The 20433-nt window shown below is 34.8% G+C and carries 12 protein-coding genes; 8 read left to right on the forward strand and 4 right to left on the reverse strand.

Annotated elements, in window-relative coordinates; translation table 11 throughout:
- Positions 1-103: 103 nt before the first annotated feature.
- The 4 genes from AC13CQ_RS07275 to AC13CQ_RS07290 form a co-directional block, all read right to left on the reverse strand.
- Positions 104-1543 carry an alpha-amylase gene (locus AC13CQ_RS07275; RefSeq protein WP_474506660.1) on the reverse strand — a complete coding sequence of 480 codons (1440 nt, stop codon included), beginning with the start codon at positions 1541-1543 and terminating at the stop codon, positions 104-106.
- Positions 1544-1618: 75 nt separating this feature from the next.
- Positions 1619-2683, reverse strand: a complete 1065-nt coding sequence (locus AC13CQ_RS07280) for a SusE domain-containing protein (protein WP_474506659.1) — start codon at positions 2681-2683, stop codon at positions 1619-1621.
- A gap of 103 nt (positions 2684-2786) precedes the next feature.
- Positions 2787-4412 carry a RagB/SusD family nutrient uptake outer membrane protein gene (locus AC13CQ_RS07285; RefSeq protein ID WP_337899778.1) on the reverse strand — a complete coding sequence of 542 codons (1626 nt, stop codon included), beginning with the start codon at positions 4410-4412 and terminating at the stop codon, positions 2787-2789.
- A 12-nt stretch (positions 4413-4424) separates the two neighbouring features.
- A complete protein-coding gene (locus AC13CQ_RS07290; RefSeq protein ID WP_456867837.1) occupies positions 4425-7331 on the reverse strand; it encodes a SusC/RagA family TonB-linked outer membrane protein in 2907 nt (968 codons plus the stop codon).
- A gap of 313 nt (positions 7332-7644) precedes the next feature.
- Between AC13CQ_RS07290 and AC13CQ_RS07295 the strand changes: the two genes are divergently transcribed.
- The 8 genes from AC13CQ_RS07295 to AC13CQ_RS07330 all read left to right on the forward strand — a co-directional run bounded on the left by AC13CQ_RS07295 (position 7645) and on the right by AC13CQ_RS07330 (position 20352).
- On the forward strand, positions 7645-8667 hold the full coding sequence (locus AC13CQ_RS07295; protein WP_008610701.1) for a LacI family DNA-binding transcriptional regulator: 1023 nt from the start codon (positions 7645-7647) through the stop codon (positions 8665-8667).
- A gap of 161 nt (positions 8668-8828) precedes the next feature.
- On the forward strand, positions 8829-10202 hold the full coding sequence (locus AC13CQ_RS07300; protein ID WP_008610700.1) for an MFS transporter: 1374 nt from the start codon (positions 8829-8831) through the stop codon (positions 10200-10202).
- A gap of 40 nt (positions 10203-10242) precedes the next feature.
- On the forward strand, positions 10243-10902 hold the full coding sequence (gene pgmB / locus AC13CQ_RS07305) for a beta-phosphoglucomutase (RefSeq protein WP_456867836.1): 660 nt from the start codon (positions 10243-10245) through the stop codon (positions 10900-10902).
- Between the two features lie 2 nt (positions 10903-10904).
- Positions 10905-13208, forward strand: a complete 2304-nt coding sequence (locus AC13CQ_RS07310; RefSeq protein ID WP_456867835.1) for a glycoside hydrolase family 65 protein — start codon at positions 10905-10907, stop codon at positions 13206-13208.
- Between the two features lie 171 nt (positions 13209-13379).
- Positions 13380-15491, forward strand: coding sequence for a glycoside hydrolase family 97 protein (locus tag AC13CQ_RS07315; protein ID WP_456867834.1), 2112 nt, complete (start codon positions 13380-13382; stop codon positions 15489-15491).
- Between the two features lie 235 nt (positions 15492-15726).
- Complete coding sequence (locus tag AC13CQ_RS07320; RefSeq protein ID WP_456867833.1) at positions 15727-17571, forward strand: glycoside hydrolase family 13 protein; 1845 nt, start codon at positions 15727-15729, stop codon at positions 17569-17571.
- A gap of 1 nt (position 17572) precedes the next feature.
- The gene (locus AC13CQ_RS07325; RefSeq protein ID WP_474506658.1) at positions 17573-19438 is read left to right on the forward strand and encodes an alpha-amylase family glycosyl hydrolase; all 1866 of its coding nucleotides are present in this window, start codon (positions 17573-17575) and stop codon (positions 19436-19438) included.
- Between the two features lie 161 nt (positions 19439-19599).
- Positions 19600-20352: a glycerophosphodiester phosphodiesterase gene (locus AC13CQ_RS07330; RefSeq protein ID WP_456867831.1), complete on the forward strand. Its 753-nt coding sequence runs from the start codon at positions 19600-19602 to the stop codon at positions 20350-20352.
- Positions 20353-20433: the final 81 nt, after the last annotated feature.

Consider the following 20433-nt stretch of genomic DNA (forward strand, 5'->3'; position numbering starts at 1 on the left):
TTTAAGTTGAAGAAAAATAAAACGGAGAACCTAATAGTTCTCCGTTGCTAACTTCAAAAGCGTTTAAGCATTTTGAAAAATGTGTATTTTAAAAAAAAATTTCTTACTCCTGTGGAGTAGTGGTAGACCATACAGCATAACCTTTTCCAGGTGCTTCTAAATTCACTTCTCCATCTTCTTTAGTGTAAGGAGCATATGTGGAATTTAAAGAGTAATCTATTAATGTACTGCTTGTCCAATTGCTTTTAACGGTACGTCTTTTAGTAGTGTCAGAAGTATTTATATAAATAATAAGACCTGGATTTTCGGATGTTCCTTTTCTTTTCATAATATATTCGTCTGCATCAACATATAAAATTTCCGTTTCCCCAATTGCCAAACTGTTATGAATTGTTATAAGTTGTTTTATTTCTTCTTGAAAAGCTTCATTTTCATAATCAGAATAAAAAATTGTAGGATAGCCAGGGTGTGTTAAAATGTAAGCATAGGCTATTAATTTATTTTCGGCCATTATAAAGTTATCTTCATTGCTATCTTTTTCGGTATCGTGATTAGCGGTAAAAGTGACTGCTTTTTCAGGGTAGGTTTGCCAAAGCATTTCTTTGTCTAAATAAGTCAGATCTTCATATCGGTCTAAAGCTTCTTCGAGTTTATAGAAAGTAGAAAAATCGAATACATTACTTCCTGTTTCTTCAATGTATTTTTTTAAAACTACGGGATTACCATCCCATAATTCGGCTACAGAAAATCCGCCTACTTCATCAAGCCAGGCTTTTACAATCCATGGCTCATACCCTAAAACATAATCAAAACGCCAGCCATCAAATCCCATAGTGTTTTTATAGTATTTTGCTACAGAATTATCTTGTTTCCAAAGCCAATTTTGAACATAATCTTGGTTATGATCCAAGTTCTGTTCAGCATAAAAAAGACTTCCTTCGTCATAATTACTAGTACTGTTAGGATAAAAATTTTCGTAATTTCTATTGAATAAACCTGATGCATTTCCATGAGTTTCATCAAATAAAGTATAGGTGTTTTTATCTCTATACGGATTGTATTCTTCGCCACCACCAGAATTATGATTTATTACAATGTCTGCAATAACTTCAAGATTATTTTCGTGCGCTTTTTTGATTAAATTTTCTAATTCGGTTCTACTTCCAAATCGTGTTTCTGTAGTTCCATGTTGTTCATATTCCCCAAAATCAAAATAATCTGAAGGGTCGTACCCCATAGAGTAACCTCCAGACTGACCTTTAGTGGCAACTGGTAACCAAAGGCGATCTACTCCTGCATCTGCCCAACCAGCTACTTTTTCGCTCAAAATATCCCACCAATCTCCTCTTGGTTCTACATCCCAATAGAAGGTTTGCATCATTACATTGTTTCCGCTCTCATATTTTGTGAGATCTAAAGGGGTTACTTCTCCAGCTTCTGTAGTGGTAGGTTCTGGGAGGGTAGTAGAACTATCATCATTGTTTGAGCATGACGATAAGATTAAAAAACTGGTTACAAAAAAGTATAGGAGTTTAGTTTTCATGGTTTAGTTTTAGTAATGGAAGTTAAGTCGGAAAACGAATCTAGTTTTCCGACTTTCTTTAATTTTATAGATAGGTTATTGAGCTTCCAAAGTATAGGTTAACTTTGTAAAACTTACAGTTACATTATAGTTTCCTCCGCTAACTGCAATGTTATCTCCACCTTGTTCTAGCATTCCATCTGCACCTGTGTCTCCGTAATCAACCACCCATTCGTTGTTTTGACGGAATTTCATTTCGCCGTCTACAAGTGTAACTGTTGCAGACCAAGAATCGGTAGCTGGGTCGTAAGTCAATGCAGCATCTGGACCATCCCAGCCATTTGGAGTTGCAGAACCTACTAATCCCCATGTAAAAGGTTCTATTGTGTAGGTAAGTTCTTTTGTGTTGAAGGTCACTTTGTAAGAACCAGCTTCTACTTGGATATTATCTCCTCCTTCTTCTAGTGTTCCATCTGCTCCTGTATCTCCATAATTAAGAGCCCAATCGTTGTTTTCTCTTATTTTAATTTCACCTTCTATAAGGTTAGCATACGCAATAATTACATCTGGATCCTCGGTTTTAACAAAAGAGACGTCTGGACCATCCCATCCATTTGGCGTTGCATCTCCTACTAATCCCCAGGTGGTAACAATGCTTTCTACTTCCTCTGTATTTTCTACTAATTCAACATTAATAGGTAGAGAATCGGAAAATTGCTCAACAGTATTCCCGCCATTACTCCCAACATACGCTCTAACTTTAAAGTATAGGGTTCCTGTATTAGGAGCTTCCGTTTCAGGATCATTATCTAGTCCTGCTTCTTCTGCCAAGCTTAACATATTAGTTACTGTAACCCCGTAATTTGTTTCGCTTAGGTTACTTCCCAATACAGTAATTCCTTCAAAACCTGTAGTTGTAGAAGCTTGTAGTTCATAAAAAACTGGAGTTGAGACTCCAAAATCAACAGCATTCCATACAAATCTTTCCGCTAGATTGTCACCATTTGAAGCTTCAAGAGGGTAGGAGTCTAATACCGTATTTTCAAATGCAATACCTTCTGGGTCAGGCTTTGCCACGAAAGTGAATTCGTCATCATCAGAACAAGCATTAAAACTTAAAGTAGCTATAAAAGCAAGTAGTAAAAGTGATATTTTTTTCATCTGTTTATATTTATTGTTTTTAACGGTCAAATGGAACATTTATAAAATCATTTTGCGGTGTGTATAGAATTAATCATAAATGTTTCATCTTAATTAGTTTAGGTTAGTAACCAGGGTTTTGAGTTAGGTTTGTATTGATTAAAACAATATTACTAGGTAATGGGAATAAGTTTCTGTAGTCTTCTACACCAGTTCCATTCTTTGCACCACCTTTAAATGGCCATAGGTAGCTTCCTGAAGTAAAATATCCAAAGCGAACTAAATCGGTTCTACGTTGACCTTCCCAGTATAATTCTCTAGCTCTTTCATCTAGAAGAAAATCAAGGGTTAAATTGCTGCTAGAAACATTGTTAGAATTATTTCCAAAAGCACGTGCTCTAATTTGATTGATATAATTTGTAGCCGTATTTAAATCGCCTCCAGATCCGCCTCTAACAACAGCCTCTGCGTAGTTTAAATAGATTTCGGCAACTCTAATAATTGGGAGGTCGGTGTCTACAAAATCTCCTCCTTCATCACTCCCAGCATTTCCTTGAGAGTCGATATTTTTGAATTTAGTAATTGCATAACCGTCTGTGAAAGTATTAGCAATAGTGTTAATTTCGTACGACTGTCCATCGGTGTAGAACATTGCTCTAGAGTCTGCCCACTCAATTGGATTTCCATCGTCGTCAGAATTTGTAATTGAGGTTTGAAATTTTTCAACTAAAGATTTTGTAGTACGTAGGCCAGCCCACCCGCCATTAACACCAAACTCTGCAGGCTCCATAGAACCTCCAACAGCTGCGTGTACTAAAAAGGTAGTACCTCCATAGGTTCTTGATTGATTTCCGTCGAAATTCAGTGCAAAAATAAATTCATTTTGTGCTCCATTAGAATCGTTGTCGGCTAAGAAAAGTTCATCATAGGCAGAACCATTTCCATTGGCATCTGTTGTGTTTAAAGCATAAGTAGAATTTATAGCTTTGTTTGAATAAGTAATTGCTTCTGTATATTTAGCTTCTCCAATCCAAGTTTCGGCATTTAAATAAAGTTTTGACAATAAAGCCCAAGCAGCAACTCGATCTACACGTCCATATTCATTAGCGCCACTTTCTTTAAGAGAAGTTTCTATTTCTGTTAATTCTGATTCAATAAAACTGAAAATCTCAGCTCTTGTGTTTTGTTCTGGTAAATCGGTAGAAACAACTGTAACCAGCGGAACATCACTATAAAAATCTATTAAATTGTAATAGGCAAAAGCTCTAAGAAATCTTGCTTCAGCAATAAAAGAAGCAACTTCTGGAGTATCGTTTAGCGGAGTAGCTTTTTCAATAAAAGAATTACAAAAAGAAACCTCTTGCGCCAAACGATAGTACATTGCCGTAGCAAAGTCGTTGCTTGCATTCCAGCTCATGGCGTGTAAATTTGGTAAACCAGGATCTCCCCAACCTACAACGGCATTGTCTGTAGTTAATTCGTTTAAACTAAAAAGCATTCTTGTGTACTGAGAAGTACCTTCGTCTATACCTGTAATATCTGCATCTCCAGCAGGACCTTCTTGCCCAGTTAGGGCTAAACTAGCATATAGTTTGGCTAGTGCCCCTTTTGCTTCGTCTGCATTAGCAAAAACATCTTGCTCTGTAAAACTATCTGGATCGATAGGAGTTTGATCAAGGTCGTCGTGACAAGAAACCATAATGGTTCCAGTTGCCAATAATGCGATGAGTAATTTATATGTGTTTTTCATTGTAAATTCTGATTAAAAATTAAGATTAACACCAAATACAAAAGATCTAGGTCTTGGGTAGAAGTTGTTGTCGATACCTCCACCAATTTCAGGGTCTAGTCCGTCATAATCTGTAAAAGTGGCTACATTTTGTACGGAACCGTAAAAACGTAAACTTGTGTTTGGAATAGCATCTTGTAAAGTGTATCCTAAAGTGATATTGTCAATTTTAATAAAGGAAGCATCTTGGATGTAATAATCGCTTTGTAAATTAGTTTCCGTAATTGATTGGAATCTAGAATTAAAGTAATCTCTATGTAAATTAGTAAGAATGCTATTTTCAGTAGCCCTTAATTCATAGCTTTTACTAGAGGCCATATTGTTATAGGCATAGTTTCCAATATTTGCTCTTGTAACCACCGCTAAATCCCAATTTTTGTAGTTTAAATTGGTGTTTAAACCCATAATAACATCTGCATAAGGGTCTTTGTATAAATAACGGTCGTCGTCGTTTATTTGGTTATCACCATTTCTATCTACATAAGCGCCTTCAATTGGAGCTCCAGCTTCATTATAGACTTGTTTGTATACCCAGTAGCTAAAAGGAGAGTATCCTTCTTTATGTAGCTGAATATTATTACCAGTTCCACCATTAATTCCTCCTACTTCTACTTGATCTGGAAGATTGGTAATTTCATTGCTATTAACAGAAATATTGTAACCAATACTCCAATTAAAAGTATCGGTTTGTACTGGGACAACATTTAGTTCAAACTCAATTCCTTTGTTCTCCATATCTCCAATATTTTTGTCGATACCGTTAGAGAAATTTGTAAATGGGTCTACAGTTACAAAACTTATTAAGTCTTCTGTTTTCTTTAAATAAGCATTTACAGAACCAGAGATTCTATTGTTAAAAAATCCGTAATCTACTCCAACATTGAGCGTTTTACCAACTTCCCATCGTAAGTTTTCATTGTATTCTTCTGGTCTATAGGTTTGGTAAAAGCCATCTCCTAATTGGTAATTTGCATTGGTTCTACTGGCTGTATATTTAGTTAGGAAATTATAATCTCCTAAACCATTTACATTTCCAATTTCACCATATCCAACTCTTAATTTTAATTGGTTTATTACTTCTGAATCTTCTAAGAAACTTTCGTTGTTTAAATTCCAAGCTACTGCTACAGAAGGAAAATATCCCCAACGGTCGTTTGGATTTAATTTAGAAGAAGCATCTGCTCTTAAAGTTGCAGTAACTAAATATCTGTTATCGAAGTTGTAATTAAATCTTCCAAAGTAAGAAAGTAAAACACTTCTCCATTTATCAATTCTAATAGGGTTGTTTCCTTCTTCTTCTGCCTCACTATCGAAACTGTAATTATCATTTTCAAAACTCTGATAAGAATATCCAGCTACAGCAGTTATGGAATGAACATCAATTTCTTTTGAATAAGTAGCGTAAGCGTCGAATAATTTATTGGTAGCTTCGTTTGTGTAATTAGAAAAAGATCCGTTCCAGTCTAATTGAGAAGAAGGCATTTGATCTGAAACTATTGTTCTTCCGTGACTATTACTTTTGTCCAATCCTACATTTACAGTAGCTGTTAAATCTGGAAAGAAATGAAGTTTATAGTCAACTTTAGCATTTCCAATAAATCTTCTTACTTCCGCAGTATCATCTTTTAAATTAACTAAGGCAACAGGGTTTGTTGGCGCTAAACTATTTTGAACATTATCGTTGTTTAGCCAAGTAAAGTAACCGCCAAAAGGAGAGTTTTCGTCATAAATAGCTTGTGTTGGGTCAAAATCTACAGACGTCCCAATAGCATCCCTATTGGCAAACTTGTTTTCGGTATACGAACCGCGTCCATTTAACTCAACTTTTAAATGATTATCTAAAAAAGATGGACGTAGATTAATAGATGCTGTAGTTCTAGCAAAGTTATCCCCTTGTAAAACACCATCTTGGTCGGTATACCCAATAGAAGCTCTTACGGGCATAAAGCCAGCAATATTTCCTGTGGTACTAAGGTTGTGTTCAAATCCAAAAGCATCGCCATAGATTTGATCTTGCCAGTTTGTGTTGCTAGCTCCTAAACGACTAATTGCATCTGCACTTCCTACTTCATTTACGAGAGTTCTAAACTCATTGGCATCCATAACATCTACATAATTTGTAGGGGTATAAAGGGTTGTAGAACCAGAATAGCTAAATTTAAAATCGTTGCCTTTTCCTTTTTTGGTAGTAATCATAATTACTCCATTGGCAGCTCTAGCTCCATAAATTGCCGTAGACGATGCATCTTTAAGAACCGTCATACTTTCAATATCATTAGGGTTGATAAAGTTTAGCGGACTTCTAGCACCTCCAACGCCACTATCTGCAATTGGAACCCCATCTATTACGTATAAAGGCGAACTGTTGAGCGATAAAGATCCTTGTCCACGAATTACAATATTCTGACCTTCACCAGGGGCTCCACCACCAGAAGTAACAGATACCCCGGCAATTTTACCTGTAATTAATTGCCCTGCATTTAAAACAGGTCCTTGGTTAAAATCTTCCGTAGAAACTTGGTCTACAGCTCCAGTAGCATCTTTTTTCTTTACGGAACCATACCCAATAACTACAACTTCGTCTAGTTGTTGGGTATCTTCTGTTAGTACAACATTCATAGTTGCTCCCGTTACAGGCTTTTCTTGTGTATTAAAACCGATATAAGAAAATTGAATAACTGTGCCATTTTCAGCATTAATGGTAAACTGACCATCAAAATCTGTAGTTGTTCCTGTAGTTGTTCCTTTTATTACAACATTTACACCTGGAATTGGGGTATTTGTTGAAGCGTCTGTAACAACTCCACTAACCGATTGTTGCGCAAAAATGCATACCGGTATTAGGAACATTAGTAGGCTTATTTTTTTAATTATTTTCATAAGAAATTGTAAAATAGTTTTGATAATTGTTAGCTTATATTTTTACTTCTCGGCGTTAAAACTATGTAAAATTTGAGTAAAGAAAACGTTGGAGTTCGTTTGGAGGGTCACGAAAACGTTTTAGTGTTGAGAACTTTTTATTTTTTAACAGAAAGCTCTATTCATAGACTTTAATTTTACTATTCATAATAAATGAAGTGGATTATTGTGAATAGTTTAATTTTTCATAAAAGCAGAATTCTGTGCTTAAATTGGAAAAGAGCAATTATTGTATGTATTTTTGCATATATTAAAATCTAATTTCTGCTATATAATGAAGAAAAAAATTACAATTAAAGAGATAGCTAGAGAGCTAGATGTTTCTATTTCTACAGTGTCTAAAGCAATGAGTAATAGCTCTGAAATTAGTAAAGATACTATTGAGAAAGTACAAGCTTTTGCCAAACTCTATAATTACAAACCTAACAATATTGCGCTGAGTCTTAAGAACAAAAAAACTAAGAATATAGCAGTAATTATTCCTGAAATTGTCCATCATTTTTTTACGTTAATTATTAGTGGAATCGAAAAGAAGGCAAATGAGCTCGGTTATAATGTAATTGTTTGTTTGTCCAACGAATCTTTTGATAAAGAAGTGATTAATATGGAAACGATGGCTAATGGACAAATAGATGGGTTTTTATTATCACTTTCAAAAGAAACGCTCTTAAAGAAGGATTTTCATCACTTACGGGAAGTAATTAATCAAGGAATGCCTTTAGTGATGTTTGATAGAACTTCCGACGAAATTTATTGTGATAAAATTATAATAGACGATGCCCGAGCTTCTTATAATGCCATTCAACATTTAATTTATTCGGGTTGTCAACGTATTGCTTTAATTACTACAGCCGATTATATTTCTATAGGGAAACTCCGTACGCAAGGCTATGTAAATGCACTTTATGATGCTGGAATTGAATTAGATGAAAATTTAATTGTAAAGGTTGATAAAGTAGAAGAATTAGACGAAAAAGTGAAGCATCTTTTTGATACTGAAAAATTTGATGCTGTATTTGGGGTGAACGAATTATATGCCGTGGTAGCAATGAGAGAAGCGCATAACCGCGGATTTAAGATCCCTCAAGAAATGAGTTTTATAGGTTTTAGCGACGGAATTTTATCTAAATATTCTTACCCAACTCTTACCACTGTTATTCAGCATGGTTTTGAAATGGGAGAAAAAGCAGCTAAAATGTTAATCGACCGACTTGAAACAAATGATGATGAATCGAGTTTTAAAACAGAGGTTATAAAAACCTCTATTCTAGAACGAGAATCTACGAAACCTATCTAGTAGTTTTCGTAGTTGTTAAAGTTTAATAGTAAGACTATTAGTTTCTTATCTGCTAAAATACTATCTTGCAGCCGTCAAAGTTTATATTTTTACTTCTCAATTTAAATTAAGCTTTGATAAGTCATAGCGCTTATCGTATAATAAACTAACACATTACGATAATGAAAAAGCGTATTTTAGGTTTCTGGGAAATCTGGAACATGAGTTTCGGTTTTCTAGGAATTCAATTTGGTTTTGCTCTTCAAGGAGGGTTTATGTCTCGTATTTTTCAGACACTCGGTGCTGAAAAAGACAATATTCCTCTTCTATGGATTGCAGCTCCCCTCACAGGTTTGTTAATTCAACCCATTATAGGGTATTTAAGTGATAAAACTTGGCATTCCAAACTAGGTAGACGCCGACCCTATTTTCTTATTGGAGCTATTTTAAGTTCTATAGCCTTATTTATAGTACCTCATTCTCCAGCATTATGGGTTGCAGCAGGTCTCCTATGGGTTTTAGATGCTTCCATTAATGTAAGTATGGAACCTTTTAGAGCGCTCGTTGCCGATAAATTACATGAGTCGCAACGTTCATATGGTTTTGTTGTGCAAACACTTATTATAGGTATTGGTACTTGGGTGGCTAGTAATTTGCCATGGTTGGTTAATTACTTAGGAGTAAGCAATGAAGCCGCACCAGGAATAGTCCCTATGTCGGTTAAAATAGCCTTTGCTATTGGAGCTCTTGTTTTTATAACCAGTATTCTTTATACCATTTTTACTACGGACGAATATCCGCCGGAAGACATGGAGGCTTTTAACAAAATGAAAGCTGAAACAAAAGGACATTTTGTAAGAGATATTATTGAAAATATTGGGAATATGCCTCCTACCATGATTAAGTTAGGAGTGATTCAGTTTTTTAGCTGGTTTGCATTTTTTACCATGTGGAGCCTTGCAATGCCAGCTCTTACCGAGCATGTTTATAACGCACCAGCTCCCGTAGAAACAGCTTTTAATTTTCAAGAGGTAGCACAGCAAACAGCCTTTAATGTTGCCAATAAAAAATATCAAGATGCCTCAGATAATGTAGGTTCTGCAATGGGGGTTTACGGACTTTCTTCCATGGTTTTTGCTTTGTTGCTAACTTTTTATGCCTCCAGAAAGCGTGTAAACCGTAAATATACCCATATGGCTTCCTTGATTTTAGGAGGGATTGGATTTATATCTATGTATTATGTTCCTGATCCTTCTTATTTATATATCAGTTTTATATTAATTGGAATTGCATGGGGAAGTATACTTTCAATGCCTTATGCTATGTTATCCAGTTCTATCGATGCTAATAAGATGGGCGTTTACATGGGACTCTTTAATATGTTTATTGTGCTTCCGCAGATAATAGCTGCAATAGGAGGTATAAATTATGCCTATAAATTAATAGGAGAAGAAACTATTTATTCCATGATTGTTGCTGGAATTTGCTTGATTTTAGCCGGATTGGCAAACCTACTTATCGTTAATAAAAAAGCTATTGCATATACCATAGATTAGTATTTCTAAAATATTAGTCTTTGTTTTAAAAGAAATTAAAATGAAGGAAGAAAAAGGATTTATATTTGATTTAGACGGCGTTATTGTAGATACTGCTAAGTTCCATTTTTTAGCGTGGAAAAAAGCGGCTGCCGAATTTAACTTTGAACTTACACACCAACAAAACGAACAACTTAAAGGGGTAAGTAGAGTAGACTCCTTAAAGAAAATATTGAACTGGGCTAATGCAGAAGTTTCTCAAGAGAAATTTGATGAGTTAGCAGCCAATAAAAATGCCGATTATCTAACGTATGTTGATAAAATGACAGCAGCAGATATTTTGCCTGGCATAAAAGAGATCCTCGCAGAGATTAAAAAAGAAGGGTATCCAATTGCATTGGGATCGGCTAGTAAAAATGCTCCTAAAATCTTACAAAAGGTAGGTATAATGGATCTGTTTGACGTTATAGTTGATGGAAATAGCGTTACCAAAGCAAAACCTAATCCAGAGGTGTTTTTAATTGCTGCAGAAAAAATTAATGTAGCTCCAAATAACTGTATTGTTTTTGAAGATGCCGAAGCAGGAATAGAAGCAGCAAATACAGCAGGAATGATCTCAATAGGATTAGGAAACGAACAAAACTTAAGAGAAGCCGATTATAATTTTTCGAGCTTCACAGAAATAACATTTAATTTTTTAAAAACACTTCAACCTAAATAAAAATGAATCAGGATTATATTGTACCAAACGAATGGTCATTAATAGAAGAAGGATTTCAGCCAGCAAAAGTAAAGTCGTCTGAAAGTTTATTTAGTATTGGAAACGGTGCTATGGGGCAACGTGCAACTTTTGAAGAGCATTATTCTGGTGCTACTTTCCAAGGGAGTTATATAGCAGGGGTTTATTATCCTGATAAAACTCGTGTTGGTTGGTGGAAAAATGGATATCCAGAGTATTTTGCTAAAGTACTTAATGCGCCAAATTGGATAGGAATTAACGTGCTAGTTAATGGTGAAATGTTAGATTTAAATACGTGTAAATCGGTTGAAGATTTCCGTAGAGAATTAAATATGAAAGAAGGATGGCATCAACGTAGTTTTAAAGCTACTTTGCCAAACAATGTGCAGATAAAAGTTACTGCTACTCGTTTTTTAAGTTTAGAAATAGACGAAGTAGGAGCTATAAAATATGAGGTAACACCGCTAAATACTTCAGCAGAAATTACTTTTTTACCATACGTAGATGGTGGAATTACTAATGAAGATACTAATTGGGACGATGCTTTCTGGGATGTTTATAAAACGGAAGCCCAAAATGATTTTGGGTATGTAGTTTCTAAAACCAATAAAACAGAATACCATGTGTGTACTGGAATGATTAGTACATTATTCTTGAATAATGAGAAGCTAACCATTGCTCCACAAGAAAATATTGAAGCGCTAAAAGCTGCTTTTTCATATACTATTGAAGCAAAAAAAGGAGAAACTGCTGCAATTGAAAAAATGGGAGGCTATGTTACTTCTTTAAATTATAAAGCAGAAAATCTTGTAGAAGCTTCATTAAAAGTGCTAAGCAATGCTTCAAAAATTGGTTTTGATGCCTTGCTAGAAAAGCAAAAAGAGGCTTGGGCTTCTATTTGGGAAATGGCAGATGTTACTATTGATGGCGATGTAAAAGCGCAACAAGGAATCCGATTTAATATTTTTCATTTAAATCAAACCTATTCTGGAAAAGATGCTCGTTTAAATATTGGTCCAAAAGGATTTACAGGAGAGAAATATGGAGGGAGTACTTATTGGGATACCGAGGCTTATTGCATTCCTTTTTATATGGCTACCAAAGACGATAAAGTAGCTAGAAATCTTTTAAAATATCGTTACAACCATTTATCAAAAGCTATAGAAAATGCAGAGAAATTAGGCTTTAAAAATGGAGCTGCTTTGTATCCAATGGTAACAATGAATGGAGAAGAGAGTCATAACGAATGGGAAATTACCTTTGAAGAAATTCACCGTAATGGTTCCATGGTGTATGCTATTTATAATTACGTTCGCTATTCGGGAGATTACAGTTACATTCCAGAAATGGGCTTGGAGGTAATGATAGCAATTGCTCGTTTTTGGCACCAAAGAGCTAACTTTTCAACAGCTAAAAATAAATATGTAATTCTTGGAGTTACGGGGCCTAATGAATACGAAAACAACGTAAACAACAATTGGTTTACAAATTATATTGCAAAGTGGTGTATTGAATATGCTACCGAAAATATTGAGAAAGTAAAGTTGGAATATGCTTCAGATTACGAACGAGTTATTTCAAAAGCAAAGCTTTCTTCTGAAGAAATAAAACAATGGTTGGAAGTTGCTCAAAATATGTATTTTCCTTACAGTGAAGAGCATCAAGTATTTTTACAACAGGATGGATTTTTGGATAAAGAATTAATTACCGTAGCAAATCTTTCAAAAGACGAGCGACCAATAAATCAAAAATGGTCTTGGGATAGAATTTTGCGTTCGCCTTACATAAAACAAGCAGATACCTTACAAGGATTTTACTTTTTTGAAGCCCATTTTAGTAAAGAAGAATTGGCACGTCATTTCGATTTTTATGAGCCTTTTACGGTGCATGAATCTTCGTTATCGCCTTGCGTTCACAGTATTCAAGCTGCTGTTTTAAATAAAATGGAACAGGCTTATAACTTTTATTTACGTACCTCTAGATTGGATTTAGACGATTATAATAAAGAGGTTCATGAAGGGTTACACATTACTTCTATGGCGGGTACTTGGATGAGTATTGTTGAAGGTTTTGGAGGAATGAGAATTAAAGATGGAAACCTAACTTTTGAAACTCGGATTCCAAAACAATGGAAAGCTTTTTCTTTTAAAGTTAATTTTAGAGGAAGTATTGTAAAAGTAGATGTGAGTCATCAAGAAACTACATTTACAGTTGTAGGAGAAGAGGATTTAAAAATTGAATTGAACGGAAAAGAAGTTGAGGTAAAAGCAACTTCAACAACCATATAAATTAATGTCAAACTGAACTCGTCGAGATATTGGTGTACAATGCTTGGCGGGTTATTGTTAAATTGATTCTGTTGAATTATTGTCGAACTGAGCTTGTCAAACTGAGCTTGTCAAACTGAGCTTGTCGAAGTTTAGTTAACACAATCCAGCATGACGTTAAAAAAACACAATATGAAAAAAATACTAATAAATATATGCGCTTGTTTGATGGTGATAAGTAGTCTCTCTGCGCAAGAATTAAAATCGCCTGACGGAAATTTCGTTATGGATTTTTCTTTGCTGAAAGACGGAACGCCAACTTATAAATTAACCTATAAAGGACAAGCAATAATAAAGGAAAGTAAACTTGGTTTTGAGTTGAAAAATGATGAAAAATCGTTGGTTAATAATTTTTCTATTCAAGACACTCAAACCAATACATTTAATGAGACTTGGAAACCAGTTTGGGGAGAAGTTTCAGAAATTACAAATCATTATAATGAGCTAGCGGTAACCTTAAAACAAGCAGAAACTGCTAGAAAAATGAGGATTCGTTTTCGTTTATTTAATGACGGACTAGGTTTCCGTTATGAGTTTCCTCAGCAAGAAAACTTAGTGTACTTTGTTATTAAGGAGGAGCACACCCAGTTTGCAATGGCTGGAGATCATACTGCTTTTTGGATTCCTGGAGATTATGATACGCAGGAGTATGATTATACCGAATCTAAGTTGTCTGAAATTCGTGAAGAAATGGAAGATGCTATTACTCCAAATGCTTCTCAACAACCATTTTCTCCAACAGGCGTACAAACCGCTTTAATGATGAAAACCGATAACGGATTGTACATTAATTTACACGAGGCGGCTCTGATTAATTATTCTACAATGCATCTTAATTTGGATGATAAAAACATGGTTTTTGAATCGTGGTTAACTCCAGATGCAAATGGAGATAAAGGATATTTGCAAGCGCCATTTAATACGCCTTGGAGAACCATAATTGCTAGTGACGATGCGCGTGATATTCTGAATTCTAAAATGACTTATAACCTAAACGAGCCTTCTAAAATAGATGATACTTCGTGGATTAAGCCAGTTAAATATGTTGGGGTTTGGTGGGAAATGATTACAGGAAAAAGTTCTTGGGCATATACCAACGATTTTCCTTCTATTAAATTAGGAGAAACAGATTATTCTAAAGCTACTCCCAATGGAACCCATGGCGCCAATACTGAAAATGTAAAAAAATATATCGACTTTGCTGCAAAGCATGGGTTTGATGCTGTTTTAGTGGAAGGATGGAATGTAGGTTGGGAAGATTGGTTTGGAAAATCTAAAGATTATGTGTTTGATTTTGTAACGCCCTATCCAGATTTTGATGTGGAAGAAATACATGCATACGCCAAATCAAAAGGAATTAAAATGATGATGCACCATGAAACGTCAAGCTCTGTTAGAAACTATGAGCGCCATATGGATGCAGCTTATAAATTTATGAATGACCACGGATATACCTCTGTAAAAACTGGATATGTAGGAGATATTTTGCCAAGAGGCGAAAATCATTACAATCAGTGGATTGTAAATCATTATCAATACGCATTAGAAAAAGCAGCCAATTATAAGATTATGATAAATGCGCATGAGGCAGTTCGTCCAACAGGAATTGCACGTACGTATCCAAATTTAATAGGAAACGAATCTGCTAGAGGAACCGAATACCAAGCTTTTGGAGGTTCAAAACCAAACCATGTAACGGTATTGCCTTTTACACGTTTAATTGGTGGTCCGATGGATTATACACCAGGAATTTTCGAAATGGATATCAGTAAAATGAATCCGAATAACAACTCGCATTTAAATGCAACTATTGCCAATCAATTGGCATTGTACGTAACCATGTATAGTCCGTTGCAAATGGCTGCCGATATTCCAGAAAATTACAACCGTTTTCTAGATGCTTTTCAGTTTATAAAAGACGTAGCTGTAGATTGGGATGAGAGTGAATACTTAGAAGCAGCGCCTGGAAAATATGTTACCGTTGCGCGTAAAGCCAAAGGAACTAATAATTGGTTTGTAGGAAATGTAAATGGCTTGGAGTCTCGTACCACAAAAATTTCTTTGGATTTTTTAGAGGAAGGAAAAAAATACGAAGCTATTATTTATGCTGATGCTAAAGATGCTCATTATAAAACCAATCCGCAGGCATATAAAATTACAAAACAAACAGTAACTAATACGTCAAAGTTAACGCTTACTTCAGCACCAGGAGGAGGTTTTGCTATTAGTATTATAGAAAAATAGAGAGCACCTGATTTTAGGGATTTGTAATAAACAAAATAGTTACCTCTACAAAAGGAGATGAGTAAAGCAAAGGTTTTGAGAGGTAGTGTTCTTTATGGGGTATGTAAAATACTGTAAATAAAATAATTAACTTAAAGATAGTCTTGTGAATTGCCCATTAACAAATTTGGAAACCAACCAATATGATAATCAAGGGCATTCCATCGGACCATTCAAAAACAATAAATAGTAACAGATGAAAAATCAAAATTCTTTTATTATCACAATAGTATTTGTTTTTTTAAGTGTTTCACTGCAAGCACAAATAAAAAAAATTGAGCCACCATTTTGGTGGAGTGGAATGCAGAAAACAGAACTTCAATTAATGGTATATGGAGATAATATTTCTTCTTTAACGCCAGAAATTGACGGATTAGAAATCAAAGAGGTTAAAAAAACCGAGAATCCAAACTATCTGTTTGTTACTATTGAAACTGAAAATGCTTCAGCAAAAAATTATACGATCAATTTTAAAAAAGGAAAAAAAATTGTTGATAGTAAGGAGTACGCATTAAAGTCGAGACGTGAAAATTCAGCCAACCGAAAAGGTTTCGACTCCTCTGATATGATTTATTTAGTAATGCCAGACCGTTTTGCTAATGGAGACCCTACTAACGATAGCAATTCAGCATTAACAGAAAAAGCAAACCGAGAAGAGCAAGGTGGTCGTCATGGAGGCGATATTGATGGAATTATTCAACACCTAGATTATATAGAAAATCTTGGAGCAACTGCAATTTGGAGTACGCCACTTTGTGAGGATAACGATGCCAAATACTCATATCATACCTATGCACAAAGCGATGTTTACAAAATTGATGCCCGTTACGGAACTAACGAAGATTATAAAAAATTGGGGAGTGAACTGCATAAAAGAGAAATGAAACTTATTATGGATTATGTGGTGAATCATTGGGGAGTGGAGCATTGGATGATTAAAGATTTACCTACTTACGATTGGATTCATCAATTTCCTGGGTATGCGCAAACAAATTACCGAATGAGTACGCAAATGGATCCAAATGCTTCGGAAATTGATTATAAAATGTGCATGGATGGGTGGTTTGTAAAAACGATGCCCGATTTAAATCAGCAAAATCCGTTGGTGTTAAATTACTTAATTCAAAATGCTATTTGGTGGATTGAGTATGCCAATTTAGACGGTTTTAGAGTGGATACGTATTCTTATAACGATAAAGAGGGAGTTGCAACTTGGACTAAAGCTATTATGGATGAGTATCCAAATTTTAATATTGTAGGAGAAATTTGGCTGCACGATCAAGCTCAAATTGCCTATTGGCAAAAGGATAGTAAAGTAGGAGCTATTCAAAATTATAACACGCATTTACCGAGTGTAATGGATTTTACGTTGCACGACGCTGTTACTAGCGTTTTTAATGAGGAAAATCCGTCGTGGGATAAAGGAACGATTCAGTTATATGAAAATTTTGTAAACGATTTTTTATATCCTGATATTGATAATATTCTTGTTTTTGCTGAAAATCACGACACAGGACGTATCAATCAAATTTATGAAAATATAGAAGATTATAAATTGGTTATGACCTTAATGGCTACCGTTCGAGGGATTCCACAATTATATTATGGTTCGGAAATAGGAATGAAAGGCGACAAAGGAAAAGGGGATGGCGATATCCGAAGAGATTTTCCTGGCGGATGGGAAGGAGATTCTAACAATGCATTTTTATCCTCCGGACGAACCGCAACGCAAAATGAGTATTTTAATTTTACTTCGAAGCTTTTTAATTGGAGAAAAAATAAGGAGGTAATTCATTCAGGAAAAACAACACAATACCTCCCAGAGAATGAAGTGTATGTATATTTTCGAAGTAATGAAAACCAAACGGTAATGGTAGTTGTTAATAATAGTAGTGAAAACCGTAGCTTAGATTTGAGTCGCTTTAAAGAAAATTTAAAAGAGGCTAAACAAGGGAAAGATATTATTTCTGAAAAGAATTTTTCTTTAGAAGAAAAACTGGAAATAGCTGGGAAAACGAGTTATATTATTGAAGTTTTGTAAAATGATAAAACTAAAAAGCACCTTCCTTTTTATAATCTTAGTATCTTTAGTTGTTGCTTGTTCTAATACAAAAACAATGGAAGAAACTAAGGAGGTAAAACCTTCAAAAATTGTAATTTATCAAGTGTTTACACGCTTGTTTGGAAATACTAATACCAACAATAAACCATGGGGGACTATTGAGGAAAACGGAGTTGGTAAATTTGCCGATTTTACCGATAAAGCTTTGCAGGAAATTAAAGATTTAGGAATAACGCATATTTGGTATACTGGAGTTCCGCATCATGCTTTAGTGAATGATTATACGGAGTATGGAATTTCTAATGACGACCCAGAGGTGGTAAAAGGGCGTGCAGGCTCTCCTTATGCGGTAAAAGATTATTACAATGTAAATCCTGATTTAGCAACCAATCCCGCAAATAGGTTAACAGAATTTAAGGAGCTTATTGATCGTACTCACCACAAGAATTTAAAAGTAATTATTGATATTGTTCCCAATCATGTGGCTCGAGATTACGAGGGAATTAGCAATCCAGAAGGTGTAGAAAGTTTTGGAGCTTCTGATGATACCTCGGTTGTTTATCATAAAAATAATAACTTTTATTATTCGCCAAACGAAGCTTTTTCTCTTCCAGATTGGAGAGATGGATATTTGCCACTTGGAGGAGAAGCAAATGCTTTAATTGATGGAGAATTTGATGAAAATCCTGCTAAATGGACAGGAAATGGGTCTAGAGCTTCTAAGCCAGATCAAAACGATTGGTATGAAACGGTAAAAGTAAATTATGGAGTATCTCCAGAAGGACATAGAGAATTTGATACGTTACCAGAAAATTTTGATAGCGAGTCCTATAAAAAACACTTTGAATTCTGGCAAGGAAAAGAGGTGCCCTCCTCTTGGGTAAAGTTTAAAGATATTGCCTTGTATTGGCTTGATTTTGGGGTTGATGGATTCCGTTATGATATGGCAGAAATGGTGCCCGTAGAGTTTTGGAGTTATATGAATTCTGCAATCAAAATGAAAAATCCAGATGCCTTTTTAATGGCGGAAGTGTACAATCCTGATTTATATCGAGATTACATTCGTTTAGGGAAAATGGATTATCTGTATGATAAGGTTGATATGTACGATTCGTTGAAGCATATTATGAAAGGCTATGGCTGGACAGACCATATTCCAGTTGTTCGGAATAAGTATAATGATATCGAATCTCATATGCTATATTTCCTTGAAAACCATGACGAACAGCGTATTGCGAGTCCTGAGTTTGTTGGAAATGCTAATACTGCAAAACCTGCAATGACGGTTTTAGCAACAATTGGAACGTCTCCGTTAATGATTTATTTTGGACAAGAATTGGGGGAGCCTGGCGCTGAGGATGCTGGTTTTGGCGATCCAAGTAGGACTTCCATTTTTGACTATATTGGAGTTCCAGCCCACCAAAGATGGATGAATAAAGGAAAATTTGATGGCGGACAATCAACCGAAGAAGAAAAATCGTTGCGTAACTTTTACAAACGCTTATTGAATATTGCCATAAGTAATGATGCCCTTACTGGGGAGAGTCGAGAAATTCATTATTATAATAAAGAACATACCAAAAATTATAACCACCGTGTTTTTTCTTTTGTTAGATTCTCTAAGGAAGAAAAGCTAATTGTGGTTACTAATTTTGATACAGAAGTTTCGCATCAGTTTGAACTTAGAATTCCTCAAGATATCATTTCTCTATGGGGGTTATCGGAAAATACCTATGAATTAGAGGACTTGTTATATCAACAAAATAACAAGCTAATATTAAGAAATGGTGAAGGTTTTATAAATGTATCGTTGGCTCCTTTAGAATCATTTATTTTTAAGCTCTAAATTTTATATGAAACCCTTATGGAAGGATTAATTATGACTAAAATAATAACCTTCACAAAGGAAAATAAATAAAGCAACAGCTTTTAAGAGAGAGTGATTTTTTTGTAATCATATAAAATATTTAAAAATCAATTATTCAAGATATATTTATTTGTATAAAAATGATAAAAAAAGTAGTTGTTTTAGGAGCACTGTTAGTGTTTTTTCAAAGTTATAGTCAGATGCAAGAACCCATTATTATTGGACATAGAGGTGCCCGAGGGCATGTGGTTGAAAACAGTTTACCTTCCATAGAAAAAGGAATAGCTCTTGGAGCCGACGCCATAGAAATAGATGTTTTTAAAATTGCAGATGGTTCTATAATTGTTTTTCATGACGATACAGTAGACCGTTTAACAGAAGCTACAGGTTCTATAGAGAATTATACAAAGTTAACTTTAGATACGTTGTCTTTAGAAGGAGGAGTGAAAATTCCAACTTTAAATGAGGTTTTGGATTTGATTGATAAAAGAGTAGTGCTCAATATAGAATTAAAAGGATCAAATACAGCAGTTCCTGTCCATAAAATTCTTCAGCAGTACATAACTGAAAAAGGATGGGAAAACTCCGATTTTATCATTTCGAGCTTTAAATGGGAAGAGCTAGAAGAAACACATCGCTTAAACCCAGAAATGCCAATTGGAATTTTAGTCAGTAAAAAAATTGATGATGCAATAGCAGAAGGTGAAAAGCTAAATGCTGTTGCTATTCACCCTTCATATAAAAGCTTAAACGCTGAGAATGTAGCGAAAATGCATGCTAAAAATTTTAAAATATATCCGTGGACGGTTAACGAGCCAGTCGATATTTCTAAAATGAAATCTTTTAAAGTTGATGGGATTATAACCGATTTTCCTGAACGAATTAGTGAATAATAGGCGGTATTAAGTATAGAGTACGGAGTACAAAGTATAAAGTATGCTTTATGCGGGAATAAATAATCGGGAGTCTGAAGA

It is taken from the genome of Galbibacter sp. L-19 (genome assembly GCF_056857615.1).

Bases quoted from the DNA above. Each gene is read 5' to 3' on its own strand.
- AC13CQ_RS07275 (WP_474506660.1), bottom strand. From the start codon at position 1,543: ATGAAAACTAAACTCCTATACTTTTTTGTAACCAGTTTTTTAATCTTA.
- AC13CQ_RS07280 (WP_474506659.1), bottom strand. From the start codon at position 2,683: ATGAAAAAAATATCACTTTTACTACTTGCTTTTATAGCTACTTTAAGT.
- AC13CQ_RS07285 (WP_337899778.1), bottom strand. From the start codon at position 4,412: ATGAAAAACACATATAAATTACTCATCGCATTATTGGCAACTGGAACC.
- AC13CQ_RS07290 (WP_456867837.1), bottom strand. From the start codon at position 7,331: ATGAAAATAATTAAAAAAATAAGCCTACTAATGTTCCTAATACCGGTA.
- AC13CQ_RS07295 (WP_008610701.1), top strand. From the start codon at position 7,645: ATGAAGAAAAAAATTACAATTAAAGAGATAGCTAGAGAGCTAGATGTT.
- AC13CQ_RS07300 (WP_008610700.1), top strand. From the start codon at position 8,829: ATGAAAAAGCGTATTTTAGGTTTCTGGGAAATCTGGAACATGAGTTTC.
- pgmB (WP_456867836.1), top strand. From the start codon at position 10,243: ATGAAGGAAGAAAAAGGATTTATATTTGATTTAGACGGCGTTATTGTA.
- AC13CQ_RS07310 (WP_456867835.1), top strand. From the start codon at position 10,905: ATGAATCAGGATTATATTGTACCAAACGAATGGTCATTAATAGAAGAA.
- AC13CQ_RS07315 (WP_456867834.1), top strand. From the start codon at position 13,380: ATGAAAAAAATACTAATAAATATATGCGCTTGTTTGATGGTGATAAGT.
- AC13CQ_RS07320 (WP_456867833.1), top strand. From the start codon at position 15,727: ATGAAAAATCAAAATTCTTTTATTATCACAATAGTATTTGTTTTTTTA.
- AC13CQ_RS07325 (WP_474506658.1), top strand. From the start codon at position 17,573: ATGATAAAACTAAAAAGCACCTTCCTTTTTATAATCTTAGTATCTTTA.
- AC13CQ_RS07330 (WP_456867831.1), top strand. From the start codon at position 19,600: ATGATAAAAAAAGTAGTTGTTTTAGGAGCACTGTTAGTGTTTTTTCAA.